26 protein-coding genes are annotated in these 20,842 nt (G+C 42.1%); 14 read left to right on the top strand and 12 right to left on the bottom strand.

Annotated elements, in window-relative coordinates; all coding sequences use genetic code 11:
- Nucleotide 1 precedes the first annotated feature (1 nt).
- The 3 genes from HM003_00805 to HM003_00795 form a co-directional block, all read right to left on the bottom strand.
- Nucleotides 2–580 carry a hypothetical protein gene (locus tag HM003_00805; protein MBX5327882.1) on the bottom strand — a complete coding sequence of 193 codons (579 nt, stop codon included), beginning with the start codon at nt 578–580 and terminating at the stop codon, nt 2–4.
- A complete protein-coding gene (locus HM003_00800; GenBank protein MBX5327881.1) occupies nt 513–2,516 on the bottom strand; it encodes a CoB--CoM heterodisulfide reductase iron-sulfur subunit A family protein in 2,004 nt (667 codons plus the stop codon). Before HM003_00800 ends, HM003_00805 begins: the two co-directional genes overlap by 68 nt.
- Before the next feature lie 79 nt (nt 2,517–2,595).
- On the bottom strand, nt 2,596–3,099 hold the full coding sequence (locus tag HM003_00795; protein MBX5327880.1) for an amino acid-binding protein: 504 nt from the start codon (nt 3,097–3,099) through the stop codon (nt 2,596–2,598).
- 111 nt (nt 3,100–3,210) lie between these two features.
- On the opposite strand from HM003_00795, the gene HM003_00790 reads away from it, so the two are divergent.
- The 5 genes from HM003_00790 to HM003_00770 all read left to right on the top strand — a co-directional run bounded on the left by HM003_00790 (nt 3,211) and on the right by HM003_00770 (nt 8,203).
- On the top strand, nt 3,211–4,584 hold the full coding sequence (locus HM003_00790) for a TrpB-like pyridoxal phosphate-dependent enzyme (GenBank protein ID MBX5327879.1): 1,374 nt from the start codon (nt 3,211–3,213) through the stop codon (nt 4,582–4,584).
- Complete coding sequence (locus tag HM003_00785) at nt 4,581–5,222, top strand: ParB N-terminal domain-containing protein (GenBank protein ID MBX5327878.1); 642 nt, start codon at nt 4,581–4,583, stop codon at nt 5,220–5,222. Before HM003_00790 ends, HM003_00785 begins: the two co-directional genes overlap by 4 nt.
- An 81-nt stretch (nt 5,223–5,303) precedes the next feature.
- Nucleotides 5,304–6,407 carry a DegT/DnrJ/EryC1/StrS aminotransferase family protein gene (locus HM003_00780; GenBank protein ID MBX5327877.1) on the top strand — a complete coding sequence of 368 codons (1,104 nt, stop codon included), beginning with the start codon at nt 5,304–5,306 and terminating at the stop codon, nt 6,405–6,407.
- 78 nt (nt 6,408–6,485) lie between these two features.
- Nucleotides 6,486–7,817: a GTPase gene (locus HM003_00775; GenBank protein MBX5327876.1), complete on the top strand. Its 1,332-nt coding sequence runs from the start codon at nt 6,486–6,488 to the stop codon at nt 7,815–7,817.
- Entirely contained in the window at nt 7,814–8,203 is a 390-nt protein-coding gene (locus HM003_00770; GenBank protein MBX5327875.1) for a hypothetical protein, read from the top strand. Before HM003_00775 ends, HM003_00770 begins: the two co-directional genes overlap by 4 nt.
- On the opposite strand, the gene HM003_00765 is transcribed toward HM003_00770, so the two are convergent.
- The 4 genes from HM003_00765 to HM003_00750 all read right to left on the bottom strand — a co-directional run bounded on the left by HM003_00765 (nt 8,192) and on the right by HM003_00750 (nt 10,435).
- Complete coding sequence (locus HM003_00765) at nt 8,192–8,671, bottom strand: hypothetical protein (GenBank protein MBX5327874.1); 480 nt, start codon at nt 8,669–8,671, stop codon at nt 8,192–8,194. The genes HM003_00770 and HM003_00765 overlap by 12 nt on opposite strands.
- 57 nt (nt 8,672–8,728) lie before the next feature.
- Nucleotides 8,729–9,064 carry a 30S ribosomal protein S25e gene (locus HM003_00760; protein ID MBX5327873.1) on the bottom strand — a complete coding sequence of 112 codons (336 nt, stop codon included), beginning with the start codon at nt 9,062–9,064 and terminating at the stop codon, nt 8,729–8,731.
- 180 nt (nt 9,065–9,244) lie between these two features.
- The gene (locus tag HM003_00755) at nt 9,245–9,466 is read right to left on the bottom strand and encodes a histone (GenBank protein MBX5327872.1); all 222 of its coding nucleotides are present in this window, start codon (nt 9,464–9,466) and stop codon (nt 9,245–9,247) included.
- An 87-nt stretch (nt 9,467–9,553) separates the two neighbouring features.
- On the bottom strand, nt 9,554–10,435 hold the full coding sequence (locus tag HM003_00750; GenBank protein MBX5327871.1) for a hypothetical protein: 882 nt from the start codon (nt 10,433–10,435) through the stop codon (nt 9,554–9,556).
- Nucleotides 10,436–10,551: 116 nt separating this feature from the next.
- On the opposite strand from HM003_00750, the gene HM003_00745 reads away from it, so the two are divergent.
- From HM003_00745 to HM003_00735, 3 genes are all read left to right on the top strand, one after another.
- Entirely contained in the window at nt 10,552–11,334 is a 783-nt protein-coding gene (locus HM003_00745) for a TatD family hydrolase (protein ID MBX5327870.1), read from the top strand.
- 84 nt (nt 11,335–11,418) lie between these two features.
- The gene (locus HM003_00740; protein ID MBX5327869.1) at nt 11,419–11,652 is read left to right on the top strand and encodes a 30S ribosomal protein S17e; all 234 of its coding nucleotides are present in this window, start codon (nt 11,419–11,421) and stop codon (nt 11,650–11,652) included.
- Nucleotides 11,653–11,704: 52 nt separating this feature from the next.
- The gene (locus HM003_00735; GenBank protein MBX5327868.1) at nt 11,705–12,079 is read left to right on the top strand and encodes a hypothetical protein; all 375 of its coding nucleotides are present in this window, start codon (nt 11,705–11,707) and stop codon (nt 12,077–12,079) included.
- Nucleotides 12,080–12,086: 7 nt separating this feature from the next.
- Here the strand turns inward: HM003_00735 and HM003_00730 are convergent, their stop codons facing one another.
- Complete coding sequence (locus HM003_00730; GenBank protein ID MBX5327867.1) at nt 12,087–13,235, bottom strand: pyridoxal phosphate-dependent aminotransferase; 1,149 nt, start codon at nt 13,233–13,235, stop codon at nt 12,087–12,089.
- 112 nt (nt 13,236–13,347) lie between these two features.
- Entirely contained in the window at nt 13,348–14,352 is a 1,005-nt protein-coding gene (locus HM003_00725) for a D-glycerate dehydrogenase (protein MBX5327866.1), read from the bottom strand.
- Nucleotides 14,353–14,448: 96 nt separating this feature from the next.
- Here HM003_00725 and HM003_00720 point away from each other — a divergent pair, with 96 nt between their 5' ends.
- The 3 genes from HM003_00720 to cofE are packed head-to-tail and all read left to right on the top strand — an operon-like array spanning nt 14,449 to nt 16,906.
- Nucleotides 14,449–15,825 (top strand): glycerate kinase, encoded by a 1,377-nt coding sequence (locus tag HM003_00720; protein MBX5327865.1) that lies wholly within the window; start codon nt 14,449–14,451, stop codon nt 15,823–15,825.
- Nucleotides 15,826–15,850: 25 nt separating this feature from the next.
- Nucleotides 15,851–16,135 carry a MoaD/ThiS family protein gene (locus HM003_00715; protein MBX5327864.1) on the top strand — a complete coding sequence of 95 codons (285 nt, stop codon included), beginning with the start codon at nt 15,851–15,853 and terminating at the stop codon, nt 16,133–16,135.
- Between the two features lie 6 nt (nt 16,136–16,141).
- Nucleotides 16,142–16,906 carry a coenzyme F420-0:L-glutamate ligase gene (gene cofE / locus HM003_00710; protein MBX5327863.1) on the top strand — a complete coding sequence of 255 codons (765 nt, stop codon included), beginning with the start codon at nt 16,142–16,144 and terminating at the stop codon, nt 16,904–16,906.
- Between the two features lie 44 nt (nt 16,907–16,950).
- Here cofE and HM003_00705 read toward each other — a convergent pair whose 3' ends face one another.
- On the bottom strand, nt 16,951–17,679 hold the full coding sequence (locus HM003_00705) for a hypothetical protein (GenBank protein ID MBX5327862.1): 729 nt from the start codon (nt 17,677–17,679) through the stop codon (nt 16,951–16,953).
- 153 nt (nt 17,680–17,832) lie between these two features.
- On the opposite strand from HM003_00705, the gene HM003_00700 reads away from it, so the two are divergent.
- Entirely contained in the window at nt 17,833–18,357 is a 525-nt protein-coding gene (locus HM003_00700; protein ID MBX5327861.1) for a hypothetical protein, read from the top strand.
- Nucleotides 18,358–18,383: 26 nt separating this feature from the next.
- A complete protein-coding gene (locus tag HM003_00695) occupies nt 18,384–19,178 on the top strand; it encodes an SAM-dependent chlorinase/fluorinase (GenBank protein ID MBX5327860.1) in 795 nt (264 codons plus the stop codon).
- Here HM003_00695 and HM003_00690 read toward each other — a convergent pair.
- Together HM003_00690 and HM003_00685 are read right to left on the bottom strand one after the other, a co-directional pair.
- The gene (locus HM003_00690) at nt 19,159–19,680 is read right to left on the bottom strand and encodes a nicotinamide-nucleotide adenylyltransferase (GenBank protein MBX5327859.1); all 522 of its coding nucleotides are present in this window, start codon (nt 19,678–19,680) and stop codon (nt 19,159–19,161) included. The two genes, HM003_00695 and HM003_00690, sit on opposite strands and share 20 nt — an antisense overlap.
- Before the next feature lie 34 nt (nt 19,681–19,714).
- A complete protein-coding gene (locus HM003_00685; protein ID MBX5327858.1) occupies nt 19,715–20,311 on the bottom strand; it encodes an MGMT family protein in 597 nt (198 codons plus the stop codon).
- A 144-nt stretch (nt 20,312–20,455) separates the two neighbouring features.
- On the opposite strand from HM003_00685, the gene HM003_00680 reads away from it, so the two are divergent.
- Nucleotides 20,456–20,776 (top strand): hypothetical protein, encoded by a 321-nt coding sequence (locus tag HM003_00680; GenBank protein MBX5327857.1) that lies wholly within the window; start codon nt 20,456–20,458, stop codon nt 20,774–20,776.
- The last annotated feature ends 66 nt before the right edge of the window (nt 20,777–20,842 follow it).

Below are 20,842 nucleotides of genomic sequence, written 5' to 3'. Positions count from 1 at the left end.
TTTATCGCTCCTCCATCGCTTTCATAAACGCTGCTTGAAAACTTTCCTTAGGATACGCTATTTTGGGCAGCTTCAGATTTTCACGATTAAAAACTTCCATTTTCCGCGAAACCACATCTTGAACACCCTCAGCCAACCCGGTCTCAAGAATCCGCGAGACAGCCTTCAAATAACCCTCTGGCACTTTAGCTTCACGCTCGACTGCTAAATTACGCAAAGCCATAATCACATGATAAGGCGAAGCTCTCTGCGGGCACCGCTGCAAACATTTCAAGCAAGTGGCGCAAGTCCAAATGATGTCAGAAGATGCTAACTCATCAACAAAACCCAAATTGAAAAGCTTAATTATCTCGTGAGGCTTCAACTCTAAAAGCTTCAGTGCCGTGCAGCCACTCGTACATTTTATGCATTGGAAACAGTTGACAAGCTCTCGTCCACTAAGCTTGTGAAGAATTTTTTCTCGTGACTCTAAATTCGGCTTAGCCATAGACATCAAATCAGTCAAGCTCAACTTAATCGCCTCCTTCTTTCGCTTTCTTTTCAGCACAAGCCGCTTGAATCTGCGCCAAAACTTGCTCATCCGTGTAATGTCTCATTTTAATGGCACTTGTTGGACAAGCGGCTACGCACAAGCCGCAACCTTGGCACATAGCTTCAACAACTTCAGCCTTAAGTTTTTCTTTGTCACCTACCTTTTCAGTTTTAATTTCAACTGCAAGAAATGGGCAAACCGATTCGCAAATGCGGCAGCCACTACACATGTCCTCGTCAACAACAGCCTTCAATGGTTCAAGCTCAATCTCCCCACTGGCCAGCAAATCAATAACTTTCGCTGCCACACCACTTGCTTGTGCTACTGTGTCCGGAATATCTTTTGGGCCTTGACATGCACCTGCCAAGAATATTCCGCTAACAGCGCTTTCCAAAGGACGCAGTTTTGGGTGCGCTTCCAACAAGAAACCGTCAGCGCTGCGTGAGACATGGAATAGTTCGCCTATTTTTTCAAGGTCTTTGTTTGGAACAAGTCCATTAGCCAGAACAACCAAATCTGGACGTAGTTCCAAGAGTTTATTCGTTCCCTTATCATAAACATCAAAGTGCAATGCACCATTCGAATCATATCGTATGTCTGACGGCAAACCAGCAACAAAGTTAATGTCCAAATCTCTCGCTCGCCTATAAAATTCGTCATATCCCTTACCGAAAGCCCGCATGTCATTAAAACAAACGTAAATGTTAACATCCCTGCCCAAATGTTCTCGCGTCAAAATCGCCTGCTTAAGGGTCGCCATGCATCCTACCCGGCAACAATATTCATGAAAACGTTTGTCACGAGAACCAACACACTGAACAAAGACTACAGTTTTAGGCGTTTTACCATCACTTGGGCAAACAATCTTTCCTCCAGTTGGTCCAGACGCGTTGACAAGCCTCTCAAATTCAATGTTTGATATTACGTTTTTACAGCGTCCATAACCTAACTCAGCCATTTCAGAAGCATCAAAAACTTCAGAGCCAACTGCTATTACTATGCCGCCTACTTTAAGCTGTATAGTTTCCGATTGCTGATCAAACTTTATGGCTTTAGCTTCGCACACTTGTACACATTTTCCGCAAACATCCTTATCAAATCGCAATCGCAAGCAATGCTTCGGGTTGATAATGGCAACTTTCGGTACAGCATAAGGCGAATAGATTTGAATTGCTCGAGTTTCACTTAAGCCTTCGTTGAATTCATCAGGAATTTTAACAGGGCAAACTTTTGTGCAAAGTTCACAACCCACACATGCTTTCTCATCGACATAACGAGGCTTCTTGACAATTATAACTTCATAATTGCCAACAAAACCTTTAACAAACGTGACCTCGGAATTCGTCAACAACACTATATTTGGATGCTTAGCAACATCAACCATCTTAGGCGTCAAAATACACGCGCTACAATCAAGAGTTGGGAAAGTCTTATCCAACTGCGCCATGCGACCGCCAATACTCGGAGTTTTCTCCACAAGATAAACCCTCAAGCCAGCATCAGCCATGTCAAGCGCTGATTGAATACCCGCGATGCCACCGCCCACCACCAAAACACTCTTTTCAACACTAACTTTCATTTTTTCCAAAGGCTCCAAAAGCCTTGCGCGTGCCACACCCATCCGCACGAGGTCTTTGGCTTTTTCAGTTGCTTTCTCTGGTTCGTCGCTATGGGCCCAAGAAACGTGCTCGCGCAAATTGACAATTTCAAGCAAGTAGGGATTCAATCTTGCTTCTGCAACTGCTCTCCGAAAGGTTTCCTCATGCATCCTCGGTGAACAAGTAGCAATAACAATTCTATTAAGACCTTGAGTCTTGATATCCTCTTGAATCATGCGTTGTCCAGGTTGAGAGCACATGTAAGTATAATTTTTTGCAACTACAACATCCGGTAAGCTTTTAGCGTATTCAACAACCTTCGCTACATCAACAACGCCGGCAATGTTTAAACCGCAGTGGCATACATAAACGCCTATCTTAGGCATATTCGTACACCGGTAGATTATTTTATCGAATCTTCAGCTCTTTATTATTCCTAGCGGTATAAAAGACAAAGTTTGAATGTTAATATACAGATACCTTAGCAATACCGTGTATCTTTAAAAGTTCTGGAATTAGCTCTCCTGGAATTTTCCTTTCAGCAATTAGAGTCAGTTTTGGTTCAGGCGACAGTTCCGGGTCATCTACAATTGCTTGTCTAATGCTTAATCCGCTTTTTGCTAGAGTCATGGCTGAATTTGCAAGTATGCCCGGTATTCGCGCGTCGACAGGTGTTATTTCGACAACTCCAAGGTTTAGGTGTTTAGCAATTTCCTTCAGTGAATGTCCCGCAGACCTTAAGCCTTCAAATATTAGTCGAAGTTCGCGGTTTGCGTTTATGGCGTTCAGTGTTTCGGTTACTGTGCGCCTGTCTACTCCCGCGACGCGTGCTATACGCACTGGCGGAATTTGGATTTCGTTTAGATAGATTTTTCCGTTTTTTACACTTAATCCGTTCTCTACCAAGACGCGTGCTACTTTTAGTCGTTCTGGGTAGTCTTCTAGGTATTTTTTGATGTTGTTCCACATTTTGCGGTGCCTTCATGTACATTTTTGCGGAATAAAGTATAAATATGTTCGTGTAATCAAATGTTTACTAATGTGCATAAACGTACTAAAATGTTCATAGGTGAAAAATAAATGACACAAAAAAACGAACATTTCACTCAACTAAACCCCGACGAAATCCCAACATCATGGTACAACATACAAGCCGACCTCCCCGAACCCTTGTCTCCACCACTAGACCCAACAACAATGAAACCCATAAGCCCACAACTGCTCGAAAGAATATTCGCAAAAGAACTAATACTCCAAGAAGTCTCAACAGAACGCCACATAAAAATACCGGAAGAAGTGCTCGAAGCATACCTTAGACTACCACGCCCAACACCCCTATACAGAGCCAAAAGACTTGAAAACTACTTGAAAACTCCAGCACAAATATACTTCAAATGCGAAAACTTCAGCCCCACAGGCAGCCACAAAACCAACACCGCCCTTGCGCAGGCATACTACAACAAAAAACAAGGAATCAAACGCTTAGTAACCGAAACCGGCGCCGGACAATGGGGCACCGCTTTGGCTTTGTCTTGTATAATTTTCGATTTACAGTGCCGCATATACATGGTACGCGCAAGTTATCAGCAAAAACCAGGACGAAGAATAATCGCGCAACTTTATGGAGCAGAAATGTTTCCATCACCAAGCGACCAAACAAACTTCGGTAAAAAACTCCTCCAAGAAAACCCAAACCATCCCGGAACGCTTGGCATAGCCATCAGCGAAGCAATCGAAGACACAGTCACTCACGACGACACACGCTATTCGCTGGGTTCAGTGCTGAATCACGTTCTCATGCACCAAACCATAATAGGATTAGAAGCCAAAAAACAATTCGAACAAATAGGCGTATACCCAGATGTGGTTTGCGGTTGCATAGGCGGCGGCTCCAACTTCGCAGGTTTCTGCTTTCCATTCATGATGGACAGACTTAAAGGCAAAACAAACACGGAATTCGTTGCATGTGAATCAAAGGCGGTTCCACACACAACCAAAGGCACATACACATACGATTTCGGCGACACAGCAGAAATGACGCCGCTCCTTAAGATGTTAACTTTAGGACACAGTTATGCTTGTCCACCTATTCATGCTGGCGGTTTAAGATATCATGGAATGGCGCCGTCAATATCCTACCTAATCCATAAGGGGTATATGCGCTCCTACGCCTACAATCAAACAGAGATTTTCCAAGCTGCCAAACTACTAGCCCAAACAGAAGGCTTAATTATAGCTCCAGAAACCGCTCACAGCCTAAAATATGTGGTGGACGAAGCCTTAAAATGCAAGCAAACAGGCGAAAAGAAAATCATCGCAATGAACTACAGCGGACACGGCTTACTGGACCTTTCAGCGTATGAACAATTCCTCGCTGGAAAACTCGTAGATTATGAACCAGAAAAAATTGAAGTGCCGCAAATTCAACTATCGCAAGGACGGAAAAGCAAGTGACACACGCCGTCTTAACAGAAAAATCAAATTTGAAAATTGCTTTATTGCCCATTGACGAGTTGAAACCTCACGAGAAAGGTTCGCCAATCTATCTGGAATTGCTTAAACAAGAAATTCTAAAAGACGGTGTACTGAAATATCCAATAATCGCTGACGAAAAGACGCATGTTATTCTGGATGGGATGCATCGATGGCTTGCGCTTAAAAGCTTAGGCTACACGCGCATACCAGTAATACTTGTTGACGCTTGTAACAATCCAGAAATCCGCGTTGGAAAAAGACGCATTCACCGTTATATATGCAATTCAGACGGACAAATCCCTATTGAAGAAGTCATTTCAGCAGGACTCACCGGGCGCCTAATGAAACCGCGGTCAACTAGACACTTTTTTCCTTTCTCAAAATTCCAGCAAATCAACTATCCACTCGACCAATTAGGAAAAAAAGCCGCTAAAGATGTTTCTGAATATCTTGCGAAAATGACCTGGCAAGAATGCAATTTCGCCATTAAAGAATGGCTAAAAGAAATAGCGGAAGAGCTAGAGTTTCTAACAAAACGAAAAGAAGAAGTAGAAAAAGAAATGGCTGAATTCCTAAACAGAGTCAAAAACCTAAACGGCAATTTCCAAACTTTTTAAAACCCTTATTTTTTGTTCGATTTCCGAATAAAACGCAGAAGTTATTAGAATAGAACACTTACTATTTAAAAGGCGAACTTTATGATTCCAATCAATGCTCCACAAATCGGAGAAGAAGAAATTAAAGCCGTCGTAAAAGTTCTAAAAAGCGGCATACTAACGCATGGGCTCGGCGCGGGTCCAATGGTCACACAATTTGAAAAAAACTTTGCCGCCTTCATGAAAGCAAAACACGCAATAGCCATGAACACAGGCACAGGCGCTTTGCATTCAACACTCGCCGCAGTAGGCATAAAACGTGGGGACGAAGTTATTCTGCCCAGCTTCACCTTTGTCGCCACCGCAGAAGCCATAGTAATCACCGGAGCAAAACCAGTTTTCGTCGACATTGACCCAGAAACCTACAATATTTCTCCAGAGAAAATTGAAAAAGCCATAACAAAAAATACAAAGGCAATAATGCCCGTGGACCTCTACGGTTTGCCAGCCAACATGAAACCAATAAGAGAAATTGCAGACAAGCACGGGTTAAAGATTATTGAAGACGCAGCCCAAGCCCACGGCGCAAGCTACAAGGGAAAACCGCCAGGCGCCTTCGCTGACGCTGCATGTTGGAGTTTCTACGCAAGCAAGAACATGACAACCGGAGAAGGCGGTATGGTGACTACTAACAATGACGAGATTGCAGAAACGTTACGGTATATGCGGAGTCATGGAGAAAAAGAAAAGTATCAATCGCTCATGCTTGGGCACAATTATCACATGCCAGAAATAGAAGCTGCCATAGGCTGCGTTCAACTCAAGAAACTGCCGAAGTTTGTGGCGCAGAGAAGAGAGAACGCACGGCGACTAACGGAAAAACTGAAAAAATCAAAGAAGTTACAGTTGCCGAAAGAGCCAGAAGGGTACAAGCACAGCTGGTATCTTTACACTGTAAGAATGAAAAACGCGAAACGAAAACAGAGAGACAAGATTGTTGAAGAGCTGAAGCAAAAAGGAATAGGTGCAATAGTTTGTTACATGAACCCAATACACCTCATGCCTTACTATCGCAGGCTCGGAAAATACCGACTTCCAGAAACAGAAAAAGCCGCAAACCAAGTGTTCTCATTACCAGTTCACCCGGGCGTCACAAAAGAGCAAATTGACTTCATAGCAACCACAGTTCTACATCTATTAGGCTAGTTTGCCAAGTTAAGGTTTATATGGAATGATAAGATAGTAGTGAACCCCCTCCATCTGGGGTTTTACGAGGAATAGTATATGCAAAAAATCAAAGTTATTATAATGGGCGCGGCTGGCAGAGACTTCCACAACTTCAACGTCTACTTCAGAAACAACAGCGCCTACGAAGTTGTGGCTTTCACAGCCACGCAGATTCCAGGCATAGAAGGCAGAATATACCCTGCAGAGCTTGCCGGACCAAACTATCCTAACGGAATACCCATTTACCCAGAAGAGAAGCTTCCCGAGCTAGTGAGGAAATATGATGTTGACCAAGTTGTTTTTGCTTACAGTGATGTGTCACACGAGTATGTCATGCACAAAGCGTCGATTGCGCTGGCGAGCGGCGCAGACTTCCGACTGATGGGACCTAAAACTACAATGGTAAAGTCCAAAGTTCCCGTGGTTTCCGTGGGCGCTGTGAGAACAGGCTCTGGAAAAAGCCAAACTTCACGGCAAGCTGCAAAGATTTTGAAGAATATGGGCTTAAGAGTTGTGGCAATCAGACATCCAATGCCCTATGGCGATTTGAGAAAACAAGTTTGCCAACGTTTCGCTTCCTACGAAGATTTGGATAAACATGAATGCACAATTGAGGAAAGAGAAGAATATGAGCCGCATATAGACAATGGCATAATCGTTTACGCTGGGGTTGACTACGAAAAAATACTACACGAGGCGGAACAAGAAGCAGACGTCATAGTTTGGGACGGCGGCAACAACGACCTACCCTTCTACAAACCAGACTTGCACATAGTCGTGGCTGACCCGCACAGAGCAGGACACGAACTTACTTATCACCCAGGCGAGACTAACCTGCGAATGGCGAACGTCGTGATAATAAACAAGGTGGACACGGCGAACCCGGAAAATGTTAGGAAGGTTAAGGAAAACATCAAAATGGTTAATCCGCGAGCTGTCATTTTAGATGCGGCTTCGCCTATAACAGCCGACAAGCCTGAGTTAATCAAAGGAAAAAAGGCTTTGGCGGTGGAAGATGGTCCGACGTTGACTCATGGCAACATGCCTTATGGAGCAGCCGCAATCATAGCGCAGAAACTTGGAGCAGCCGAACTCGTTGACCCGAAACCATACGCGGTGGGTTCAATAAAAGAAGCCTACAAGAAATATGCGCATTTAGGAGCAATTCTTCCAGCGTTGGGTTACGGTGGAAAGCAAATAGCAGAACTCAAAGAAACAATTGACAAAACTCCATGCGATGTGGTCGTGATTGGCACGCCGATTGATTTAAGAAGAGTAATGACTATAAACAAGCCGACCGTAAGAGTGAAATACGAACTTAAGGTTCTTGGACCAATTTCGCTAGAACAAATTTTGACAGAGTTCATTCAAAGGACTGGTAAAAAATGAGCGGTGAAACAGCAGAAATTTCACGCGTAAAAATAAAGTTCGTAATTGAAGAACTTGGAGAGGCAGAGGGTGAACTCGTACGTTTTCTAGCGCCAAGAACAGTAGACATGATAGTAAGGAAACTTCCAATAGAAGGCAGAGCAGCCTTATGGAAAGAAGAAGTGTACTTCGAAACACCAATCAAAATGGGAGAAGAAAAAGCCAAAGGTACAGTGGAAAAGGGAACAATAGCATTCTGGCCTATGGGAAGCGCCGTATGCATATTTTTTGGAACTTCGCAACCTTATAGTCCAGTAAATGTGTTGGGAAAAGTCATTAAAAACTTGGAAATTTTTGAACAAGTAAAAAGTGGAACAAAAATCAGAGTTGAGCTTCTAGTAAACTAGAGAGCTTTCGCTCCAGAATTTTAGGAGTCTCTCGCATTCTTCTTTTATCTCGTTTTTCTGTGTTTTTTGTTTCAAAACTTTGAGAAATTTAATGCGTTTTTCAACAGAGCGCTTTTCTGCGGTTCCTCCATAGTATAGTTTGCCCTCAAGATACTCTTTCATGTGATTAGCTTTCTGTATGAAAAGACTGGCAGCGTCTACTGTGTTTTCGACTGCATACTTATTTGCCCAAATTGCAGCCTCTGACTCGCGTAACTGTGTTAAACCGTCAATCTCTGTTATCTTGTTAATGTAAGTTCTGAAAAAATCATAGTAACCAGCAGTTTTGATAAGTTCGAGTGCTTGTGCGACTTTTTGTTTGAATTGCTGACTTCCTTTGACTGTTAAGCAGTGTTTATGTCCCTTGTCAACGAGTTCTTTGGCTTTTTTAACTTCTTCTTTGGTGTAGATTCTCTCTGGAAAGCTCAATTAAGGTTCTGAACCTCTACAATGGATTATGAAATAAAAAGTGAAGCTATAGGCTAGTTAATCTGCTACTGGCTTGTATATTTTTATCGTGTGGTTTCCCGAAACCCGCTGCACAACGCCTTCTTCTTCGAGTTGCTCGAGAAAATCCTTCGCTACGCTTATTCTTATGTTAAAGCGTGTAGCCACGGCATAAGGCGTTAAGACAGGCATCTTTTTTAATTCTCCAACAATCTTCTCATTTTTCACGTCTGGAACTGATATTGCGAGAGGTTTTCTTTCTTTCGGTGGTCCTGCCTTTTCCTTTTTCTTTTCTTTCTTCTCTTTCTCTTCCTCGTCCTTCTTCGCTTGTGTACGTTCCATCTGTTTTAAGCTGAGCTTTTTCTTACCGCCCATTACTAATCAACTTCCAATAACTGAAAGGTCGCTTCGTGGTTCTTTAGGTTTTCTACGTTTAATCGTTCCGTGTTATTTCAACTTTGCGTTTATCTTTTTAGAACAGCAGATGGCGCTCATCGAAAAAATGGTGCACTCTAAAAGTTTGAAAAAGAAGAGGGATATTGCGGAAATGAAAGATTATTTGCCCATAACTTTTTTGGCGGCGATTTCAATGTCTTCAGCTTTTATGGTTTTTCTTCCAGCATGCATTGCAAAATCCAGTGCTTCTTTGGCGATTTTCACGCCAATCTCGTCTAACGCTTTGGCTAAGGCTTTTGCTGCTGCTTCGCTTACGCGGTCGGCTCCTGCCTTTTTACATAATCTGTGCATTGGGGCTACAGCTAATTCTAAATCAACCATAAAGACTCCTCGTAGCCTCTTTTTCTATTTAAAGCAATATTTAACCTTTATTGTTGATGTTCTCCGTGAAATACTTCGTTCTCTCATTCAAAGGTTTTTTGTCGTTGAGGCATTCAGATACCGTATTCCGAGTTTTCTGATATCCTCTGCTTTCAGAATTGCGATTTTCCTCAGACTGCGATTTTCTTCTAACACGCGAATGAATTCGTGGCCTAGAAAATATCCAGTTTGCTTTCTACCTTGAATGCTGAACCATGAACCAAAAAAGTCTTCCACTGCCATTTGATTTTCGATTCGTTTAAGAAATTCTTTAGCTAGCCAACTTTCATGTCGTTTGCACCAAGGAAGCCATTTCTTATCTTCTGCTAAGTGCCAAATTTCTTTTCCCAAAATTATGTGTTCGCATCTCTGAGCAAATCCTTCACTGTAAAGCTGGAACAACGGGTCTTTTTCTGCCCTTTCAAACATTTGCCACTCTCCTCGCCAATTCATATGAGCAAGATGCCCAATTTCATGAGAAATTAAGCCTTCGAGTTTTTGTTTGGTATGCCACTTTTCTTCTGCGATGTTTTCTAATCCGAGCAATATTGCTGGTTGCTCCTTGTAGGTTGTTGCCCACCCAGCGCCACACCCGATGCCAACATAAACAACGAAAGTTATGTTGAAATGAAGCGTCAAAGTTTCAGCGGCTTTCGAGTAAATGGACTTGTATATGCGGATGATATTGTTTCTCGCCTTTTGCATAAGCGTAAAACGGCTTGAAAATGAAGGAAAGATTTTCTTAGCTATTTCCTTCCAATTTAACCCGTCTTCCTCATAAGTTTGTAATTGTTTGCTTAGCAATTCTGGATACTTTTTCATGTAAATACTACGCCATAATGCGATTTGCTTATCTACGCTTTTGGAACATGCTTGGCTCCAGTAATCAGAGAAATCTCGCCACGTATCCAGAAGCTCTGGTTTTTCCATTTTTGATTTCCCAGTCGGCGCTTTAAGTATGGGGCTTCTATGTTTGCTATTGTTTTATTGGAAGGTAAATTATAAAAGCATACTTGATTATGTGGTCTGCGCTTAATGAGGATGTTATGATGAGGTTCGTTGACGCTCATGTTCACTTGTCAGACGAAGAATACGCTAAATGCATAGATGAAATCATCAGCGAAGCCAAAAATGCCAACGTTGTCGCTTTAGTCTCTAACTCGATGGATTTTAAAACAAGCGTCGAAAGTCTAAGGCTGGCTGAAAAATACGAGGGGATGGTTTACGCTGCATTGGGTGTTCACCCGTGGAACGTGCAGGCTTTAACTGAAGAGGAACTTCAAAAAACGATAGAACTGATTTATGAGCAGAAAGCTAACAAGATGCTGGTTGCCATCGGCGAAGTAGGGTTAGACATCAAATACGAAAAGATATGGGATAAACAACTGAAAGTTTTTGACGAAATGCTACATCTGGCTGAAAAACTTGATTTACCAGTCATAATTCATTCTCGTGGCACGACAGCCAAAATTGTTGATATGCTGCCTTCCTATAAGGTTAAGAAATTGTTACTTCACTGGTTCAGCAACCCAATAAGCGCATTAGCTAAAGCCATTGAAAAAGGATACTATATCACCGAAGGTCCACCTGCAGTATATTCAAATGGCATACGCGAAGTTATCAGAAGAGCACCATTAACTAATTTGTTAACGGAAACTGACGGACCCGTGCGCTTTTTTAAACAGCCCTTTAACGGCGAAAGAACGACGCCCGCTTTTATTCCAGCAATTGTTAAAGCAATAGCAGAAATCAAAAAAATGGATGCTGTAGATGTTGCAGAGCAGATAATAAAGAATTTTGAAGTTTTCTTTGGAGTAAAGTTAAATTAGGTTGTTGTTTATTGATGGTTTACTTTGCCCCAGTCTTAACTGCGGAGGATAAAGTTTCATTGAGTGCTTGGGGGAAACAATGGTTTGGGAAATGTGCGTACAGAACAAATTAAACGAGTAGCCAAAGAGCTCATTAGACGTTTTCCCAATAGATTCTCAAACAATTTTGACGAAAATAAACGCGCGGTTGACACGCTCGTATTAGGCGCAACCACAAAAGTGAGAAACCAAATTGCAGGATACATAACACACGCCTTTGCCGGAGCTCAAACCGCTTCTCCGTCAAGCGAAACCTCTGAAGAAGAGGAAGAAGAATAACCTTAAAAATAACGACTATTTCCTTTAGGAATAAAACAGAGGCTAACAATGTATGATGGATGCTTATAGGCGTGGTTGGGCGCTTCGATACTTAAGGGAGGCAAAAGCAGAGCTTGAAGCCGCAAGAAAAATGCCTTACATGGCTCCAAGCTTGGCTTTCGAAGCCATAAGGAAAGCCCGAAACGCCATCTACTACAGCCTTGGAGAACCAGCGTTCATAGAAAACGTCATCAGAGACGCAGCCGAAAAAACTCAAGCAATCGAAGACCCTCTTCTGCGTTTTCTAATCGAAATTGAAGGAACAGTACAGCAACTAGCACAATTTGGCGAGGCAGACGGAGAAAGAGTCATGAAAAAAGCAGACGCCCTAATACAATTAGCCTCAGATATAGTAGAAACGTTGACTGGAGAAAAAATAGAAGATTAAGGAGAAACTACCGTTTTTCAAGAGCTACAGAAATACGCTCTAAGGCTTTTTTGATGTTCTCAACTGAATTGGCAAATGACAAACGCAGGTAACCTTCACCATAACTTCCAAAGGATGTTCCAGGCAGAACCGCAACGCCAGCTTCGTAAAGCAGGTAGTCACCAAGCTTTCTACAGTCCATTCCAGTTCCAGTTATGTTCGGAAACACGTAAAAGGCGCCACGTGGTTTCTTGCATGTTATACCCTTAATCTTATTCAAACCAGAAACAATGACTTCTCTTCGTTTTTTGAACTCCTCAACCATTCTTTCCGAATCCTTCTGTGGACCTTTTAAAGCCGCTACACCCGCCATTTGAATGAAGGCACTTGTGCAAGAGTTGGAGTTAGTCATGAGTTGAGCGACTTTCTGTGCCAAGTCTTTTCGCATCACACCATAGCCAAGTCTCCAACCGGTCATCGCATAAATCTTCGAAAAGCCATTGAGAATAATTGTTTTCTCCTTCATTCCCGGAAACGAAGCAATGCTTTCATGTTTTCCTTCATAGATTATTCGGTCGTAAATCTCATCAGAAAGCACAAGCACGTCGTCTCTGTCGCCAATACAGTCAACAATAACCTTCAAATCTTCCTTAGTCAAGACACCGCCCGTCGGGTTTTCCGGCGAATTCAAAATAATCATTTTTGTCTTCTTTGTTATCTTCTTCTTAACATACTCGTGGTCAATGCGAAAATCGTTCTTCTCCAAGAGCGGTATAGGCACAGCTTTAGCGCCAACAAAGTTTATCAAAGACTCATAAATTGGAAAGCCGGGGTTTGGATACAAAACCTCTTCGCCGGGGTTCACGCAAGCGAGAATAGCGAAGAACATTATTGGCTTCGCGCCCGGAGTTACAACCACTTCGTCTTGGCTGACTTCAATGTTTCTAGTTTTTGCGATATGCTCAGCGATTGCTTCTCGAAGTTCTGGAATGCCGGCTGATGGAACATAATGCGTATAACCGTCATTCAGTGCCTTTATTGCAGCTTCTTTAATGTATTTTGGCGTGTCAAAATCTGGTTCGCCAATTTCCAAGTGTATTACTTCTTTACCTTGCTTTTCGAGCGCTTTTGCCTTCGCAAGCACTTCAAAAGCTGTTTCTGTTCCGAGAGTTTCCATTCTTTTCGCAAAGATGGAGGACACTCAAATCACCTTAAACTTGAAAGGAAAAAGACAGTTAAAAAACATTGAGTATTTAACTATTACAGTGTAATTAACAGAAAAATAATGGTTAAAATAGCTTTGACAGTGGTCGCACTTTCATTACGTCTGGGTTAACAAGGTTCGGCGGTTTCTTCCCTTCAAAGAACGCGATGAGATTATCCGCAACCATCTCAGCCATTTGAGAACGTGTTTCGTAACTGGCACTTGAAATGTGAGGCGCCACAACCACGTTGTCCAGTTTCAGCAATGGATTATCCACTGGTGTGGGTTCTTGTTCAAAAACGTCAAGTCCAGCACCTGCAATTCTGCCCTCTTTCAGAGCTTGGTACAAGGCTTTCTCGTCCACAACAGGACCGCGGGCGTTATTTATTAGATACGCTGTTTTCTTCATGAGTTTGAGTTTTTCAGCATTTATCAAATGATAAGTCTCTTTCATTAATGGTACGTGGAGACTGACAAAGTCTGATTCTTTCAGAAGCGTGTCCAAATCAACTCGTTTTGCACCTAAATCTTTTTCCATCTCTGGTCTCGGTATTACATCGTAAAAGAGAATTTTCATGTCGAAACCTTTCGCTCTCTTCGCAACCGCATAGCCTATTCTGCCAGTGCCAACTACGCCTAGAGTTGCGTGGTGAACGTCTCTTCCCTGCATCATTGCCGGATGCCAACTAACCTTCCATTGTCCAGTGCGAACATACTTGTCAGCTTCAACAACGCGTCGCGCGACAGCCATCAATAAAGCCCAAGCGAAATCCGCTGTTGTGTCGGTTAAAACTTCAGGCGTGTTAGTCACGTAAATTCCTCGTTTAGTGGCTTCTGGAATGTCAATGTTATCAAAACCAACAGCCATTTGAGCAACAATCTTCAGTTTAGGTGCTGCATCGAAAACTTCGCTGTCTATTTTGTCCGACAAAAGTGTAGCAAGTGCCTCAACGTTCTTAGCCTTCTCAATTATGACCTTTTTGGGCGGCGGAGCATATTCCGGCCAAACTTCAGCGTCAAAATACTTCTTTATTTTGTTTAAGCCTCTTTCTGGAATCTCGCGGGTAACGTAAACTTTTGGTTTCGGCATAATTATCCCCATAGCTTGTTTACGCGAAATTCTTTATTAGTTATTGACTTATTACACTTACGCAAAGCAATTTGCGAAATCAACAATGGGTTAATTATGCTAACAATACGGAACAAGGAACAACTAATCAAAAACGGCGAGACACCGCTTAATCAAAAAGCAAGAAAACTAGCCCTAGAAAGCCTCGAACACGCATTAGAAACAGTAGACCCAAAACGAATAATAAAATCGAAACTCAAGCTGAAAAATTCAACACTTCACGTTAACGACTATTCTTTTGATTTAAAAAAATTTAAGAACGTTTACGTGATAGGTGGAGGAAAAGCAAGTGGCACAATGGCTGAAGCCTTAGAACATGTTCTTGGCGACCGAATAAAAAGCGGCTTTGTTAACGTTCCCCACGATAGCAACCACAAAACAAGCATCATAAAACTTCACGGGGCAAGCCATCCTGTTCCAGACGAAGCGGGCGTGGAAGGGACTCGCCGCATGTTGGAAATAGTAGAAAATGCAGAAGAGAATGATTTGGTTATATGCTTAATTTCTGGCGGCGGTTCAAGCCTCATGCCGTTGCCGCGTGGCAAAATAACAATCGCTGACAAAAGAGAAATCACTAACGCATTGCTCAAGTGCGGCGCCAACATAAACGAGATTAACACCGTCAGAAAACACATTTCAGATTTCAAGGGCGGATGGCTCGCAAAAAAAGCTTATCCAGCCACAATTTTAAACCTCATACTTTCCGACGTGGTCGGTGACCCGTTAGATTTCATCGCTTCTGGGCCAACAGTTCCCGACTCAACCACCTTTAGTGACGCAGTAAAAATTCTGAAAAAATATGGTTTGTGGGAAAAAGCGCCAGCGCCAATTAAGAAAGTATTGTCCGATGGAGAAAAAGGCGTAATTCCAGAAACTCCAAAAGCAGACGACGAAGCATTCAAGAAAGTTTTTAATGTTGTTGTCGGGAACAACCGACTCGCAAGCCAAGCAGCATTTGAATACCTTAAGTCAAAAGGATTGAACACGCTTATGTTGACTGCAACGTTGGAAGGCGAAGCGCGGCACGTAGGGACAATGCTTGCTTCCATGGCACGCGAAGTCACTGTGTCTGGAACCCCGACTCCAAAACCCGCAGCCATAATAGCAGGCGGAGAAACAACCGTCACAGTTACTGGAAAAGGAAAAGGCGGAAGAAACCAAGAAATAGCGTTAGCTGCATCGTTAAAACTGAAAGAAATGGACGGAGTGGTTGTGGCTTCGCTTAGCACGGACGGCATAGACGGACCAACAGATGCTGCTGGAGCGATAGTCGACGGAAAAACATTAACGAAAGCCGTGGCATTGGACTTGGCACCAGAAAAATACCTAGCCGAAAACGATTCCTACAATTTCTTTTCAAAACTCGGCGATTTAATATTTACAGGACCGACAGGCACAAATGTCAACGATATTTCCTTGATAGTGGTTCTTTAAAGAAAAGCAAAAACAAGGGAACAAAATGGCAATAACAGTGAGATTTATCGGCGCTTTCCGCGGGGTTTCTGGAAAGAGCAAAATTACCATAAAATTTGAAGAAGAGACACCATTAAGAGAAACGATAAAGAGAATTGTTGAGAAAATACCTGAGCTCAAAAAAGTTTTGATTGACCCAGAACTGGAAGACCCGCGACCAAACACGCTCATACTTGTTAACGGAAAAGAAATCAGCGTCTTAAACGGTCTACAAACTCTCTTAAAAGATGGAGACGAAGTAGTTTTTATTCCTGTAATACATGGAGGATAAACACAAATGAGACTTTACGCCATTAAAATAGAGCTTGTGAAAACTGGAGACAATCTAGTAGACATCACTTTGGAGGCACTGAAAAAGCAGAATTTAGAGTTAGAAGATAACGACGTGCTAGCAATAACTTCAAAAATCCTATCATACGCTCAGAATCGCTTAGTAAACTTAAACGACATAAAACCCTCTGAAAAAGCAAAAAAACTTGCAAAACGCTTTTCGCTGCAACCAGAATTTGCAGAACTCGTTTTGCGCGAAGCAGACAAAATCTACGGAGGCGTAGAGAAAGCAGTCTTAACACTTAAAAATGGAGTTTTAACCGCAAATGCAGGTATAGACAACAAAAACGCACCCAAAAATCACGTAGTCTTGTGGCCGAAAAACCCTCAAGAATGGGCAAAAAACGTAAAGGAAGAAATCATGCGCAGAACAGGCAAGCAGGTTGCAGTCTTAATTGTGGATAGTGGTTTAGCACCGCTTAGGAAAGGCACTGAAGGTTTAGCTTTGGCTGTGGCTGGTTTTAAACCAGTGATAGACCGCAGAGGAGAAAAGGATGTTTATGGAAAACCATTAGTCATCACGCACCACGCAGTTGCAGATGATTTAGCTTCTGCGGCGCATCTGTTAATGGGAGAAGTGTCGGAGAAAACTCCAATAGTATTGATTAAAGATGCCCCAGTAGAATTCAACGATAACGTCTATAACTCTACAGAGATGATGATGCCATTTAAAGAATGTATTTTCATGAATGTTTTCAAATGTTCCAAGTAAATGTGTGATTAGGCTCTTAACGTTTCTCTGTTTGCTTTGCTTCTTTATTCATGAGTTACTGTTTTTGTTGCTTTCAAAACTTTTAGCAGAGGTGTGCCGATAAGCGCGGATGCTACGGCAATGATTGTTCGTTCGATTGGATAGAGAAAAATTGTTACTTGCCATATGGTTTTCCACGCGTTAACGTCAGCCATGAAGATAGGCCATGCAAGAACTTCAAGCGAAAAGGAACCGCCAATTTGACCTGCTAAGGTTGACGTTAGAGAAGTTATGAAAAAAGCGAAAAGAAGCCCTGAGTTATTGTTGGTGTTAGAGTTAAGGATCTTTAAAGCTGATGATTGCAATGGAGAAATAAGGATTAAAAAACCAACTATTTGAAACCACATCAAAGGTGGAAAAAGCCAAACTGGTCCGACGAAGGGATAAAAACTGAAGAGAAATAGTAACGAGAAATAAGCGAATGCAGCAAGACTTCGCTTGCCAAAGTAAAGAGTACCAGCGAAAAATGCAGCGACAAGACCAGAGACAAAACCCGGCGGTGAAAGGGGTCCTATGAAAAGCCCAATTGCCCCTCCTAAAGTTGTTGATAATACGCCTAAGTATGGTCCGACAAGTATGCCGATTAAGGGGGCAAGAATTGCCGCCATAGTTATGGATTTACTTGGTAAGCCAACTATTTGAAATATAGGAAGAAGACAAAAAACAGTGTAAAGAGCCGAAAAACAGACAGTTAGTGCCACATCTTCAGTCGTCAGCTTTCTATTTCTTTGCATTCTGCTGTCCTTCCATCATTGCGAGGGCGGTTTCAGAGTTTATGGATAACGTTCGTTTATTTTAGTTGTTTGGTGTGGAAGGCTGTTAAGGATTGGAGTAGCGTAAAACTTAAGATATAAGATGTCTTTTTATAAATCAGTGGAGAGATTGTGATGGGAAGAGCAGCTTTAACAACACCGCTCTACATTTCTGTCGCTTGGACTTTAATGATTAGCTATCAAATTTTCACTCAAACAGCAGTTACAACATTAATATCCTATGTCAACCTATTGTGGCCCTCTGTAGGTTCATGGTTATCTTCTAGAATGGACATGTTAACTTTCATTTATGCTTTCGCATGGGTTTTCGTCTTGTCTTCAGTTATCCCTTCCGTAATTCTCGGCAAAGAAAGAAGCGTGCTTGTTCAATTCCTTGTCTGCTTAACCTTAGCCCTTGTAGCACTCATAATTCAAGATGTCATAACGACTTACGCAAGTGGACTAAACGACCACCTTTTCAGTCTCTCAAGTTTATTCTATAATCCTTTTCTAGCTGTAGGCTATCTTATAGCACCCTTCATTGTGATGCTTGCCATTGACATACGTTCCAGGAGAAAACGTAAGAAAACTGAAGAATTGGATAAAGTTACAGAAGCTTATCTGAAAAACATGACACCCCTAGAGGAAAATGCAAAATAAATGAAACTCAATGCTATTGATTGACAATGCCTCGCCAAATAATCACCTTAACATCAGATTTCGGATTGAGAGACCCCTACGTGGCGGAAATGAAGGCCGTAATCTTAAGCATCAGCCCGAATGCCACAATTGTTGACATAACCCATGAAATAGAAAAATTCAACATAAGAATGGGCGCATATGCCCTTGCTTCTGCGGCGCCCTACTTTCCAAAGGACACAATCCACATAGCAGTTGTAGACCCAGGCGTGGGAACAAAAAGACGTTCACTACTAATACAGACAAACCAAGCTTTCTACGTCGGACCAGACAACGGCGTCCTCGTCTTAGCCGCAAAAAAACAAGACATAGAACACATTTACGAGATTACCAACCGCAATTTTATGCTTCCCAAGGTTTCCGCAACATTTCATGGAAGAGACATATTTGCGCCCGTCGCAGCTTACTTGGCGAACGGAATTTCACCAAAAGAGTTTGGACCTGAAATCCAGAAAATTGTAACACCAAAATTTGCGAAAGTAACAGAAAGAAAAGAAGGCTTAGTAGGCGAAATCATCTACATCGACGATTTTGGAAACATTGTAACAAACTTTGGAGAAAAAGAGCTTAACTCAGTTAACGCAAAAGGATATGTAAATATTAAAGTTGGAAATACTAAGCTAAAGTTGAAACTCTGCAAAGCCTACGCGGAAGCAAAACCGCAAGAACTCTTAGCTATTATTGGAAGCCACAATTTCTTAGAAATTTCCTTAAATCAAGGAGATGCAGCAGAAAAACTCAGAGTTAAAAGTGGCGACAAAATCATACTTTGTCGCTCTTAGTCAAATCCCTAAGTCTGTTAATGCCATCTATCTCTCTTATGAAAGCCGCCACACTTCTTGGAACAAGCTTCTCCCAACTCTCGTCTCTAAGCATCCTTTCCCTTACTTCAGTTGACGAATAGAGCTTTCTTTCATGAAAACGGATTGGCTTAACGTTGTAGCCAGCTTCCATAAAAAGCCGCTTTGTCAAGGATTCGTTGGAATAGACGACATCAAATTTTGGCGTGTAGCCTTCTACTGCCGAAACCCACATCATATGCAAGTGCACGTCTGGCACTGGCACAATCCAAACTCGCGAACAGTCAATTTTTGCTTCTTCCAGAGCCCTACGAATCATAGTCAGTCTTTCGCCAGCGGTAAATGGATTGTTAAGGTTGTGGCTGTATTGTGCGCTTCCAATAACGACTACTAGTTCTTCAACTTCTTCCAAAATGTCTCTTATGGCTCCTAAATGACCAAGATGAAAAGGCTGAAAACGCCCGACATAAAGCCCACGCTTCATCATAAAGCTCATTCCACCACGTACACATTAATACCTAAAGCGAATTAACATTTACCTTTTTAAGAACAAACTCCACCGGAAAAACCTGCAACTTCTTACCGTTAACTGGAATCTCTCGTTTCACCGCGTAACCACGCTTCTCACGTTCTAAAAAGGCAAGTTTAGCTTTCAAACCTCCACCGTATCCACCCAAAGTGAAGTCTGAACTGACAACTCGATGGCAAGGAACAAGCGGCGCAAACGGATTCATAGCCATCACGCGCCCAACAGCTCTTGGGCTTCCTCCAGCAACCTTTGCAATTAACCCGTAAGAAGACACGTATCCAACGGGAATCAAAGACGCTGTCTTAATCACTTTTCTGAAATAGTCTGAAAGGTGTTCTGTGCTTAATGCGAGGTTCTCGGAAACATCTTCTCCATAATATATTTTCTTCAAAGTTTCCAGAACACGTTCAGCAAACGGAGATAGCTTTTCAGCATTCTGAAAAGGTGTGTTGAATGGGATGTTCTGTAGAAGGTCTCGCCTTACAGTCTCTTCAGCGGAACCAAACGCCGTTGCAAAAACCTTTTCCTCATCGCAAGCCACTCCAAACCAAACATTCTCGTATCTTTGAATGTGAAGACTAATCATCTAATTTTTCCACTCCCTAGCATAAAGTAAAAGCATTAGTCATATATTTATGAAGTTTGAGTAAACAATCATATTTTACATGAAGCTTTTGACGGCAAAAACTATAAGGCATTACACTAATTCTAAGTATCGTGGAACATAAAAATGGGCGGGCCATCTGAACGTGAATTAATGGAGAAACTTGGCAAAATACGGGAAAAGCTTCTCAAAACTGAAAAGGACATCAACAATGAGTTTGCAAAAATGGAAAAAACCAAACTGGATGCACTCAAAAAGACAGAAGAAACGAAACGTTCCGCAGATCATGACTTGGAAAAAATAGAAAAAGACATAGTAAAATCAACAGACCTTGCTCCTGAATCTAAACAACGGCTTAGCCAAGAAATCTCTCGACTAAAAAACGAAATTTTACAAAGATACACAGACCTAAAAACCAGAATCAGCCGAGCTCTCACACCAAAATAGGCAACACCCCTCAACTTTTTTCCTTATTAATCTCTTTAATTTGATCGCCACAATAATAAAAACGCT

Source organism: Candidatus Bathyarchaeota archaeon A05DMB-5, from assembly GCA_019685655.1.
In the GTDB taxonomy this organism is placed as follows: domain Archaea; phylum Thermoproteota; class Bathyarchaeia; order Bathyarchaeales; family Bathycorpusculaceae; genus DSLH01.
The sequence above is the reverse complement of the archived record's forward strand: the minus strand, read 5'-3'. Positions and strand labels throughout refer to the sequence as shown.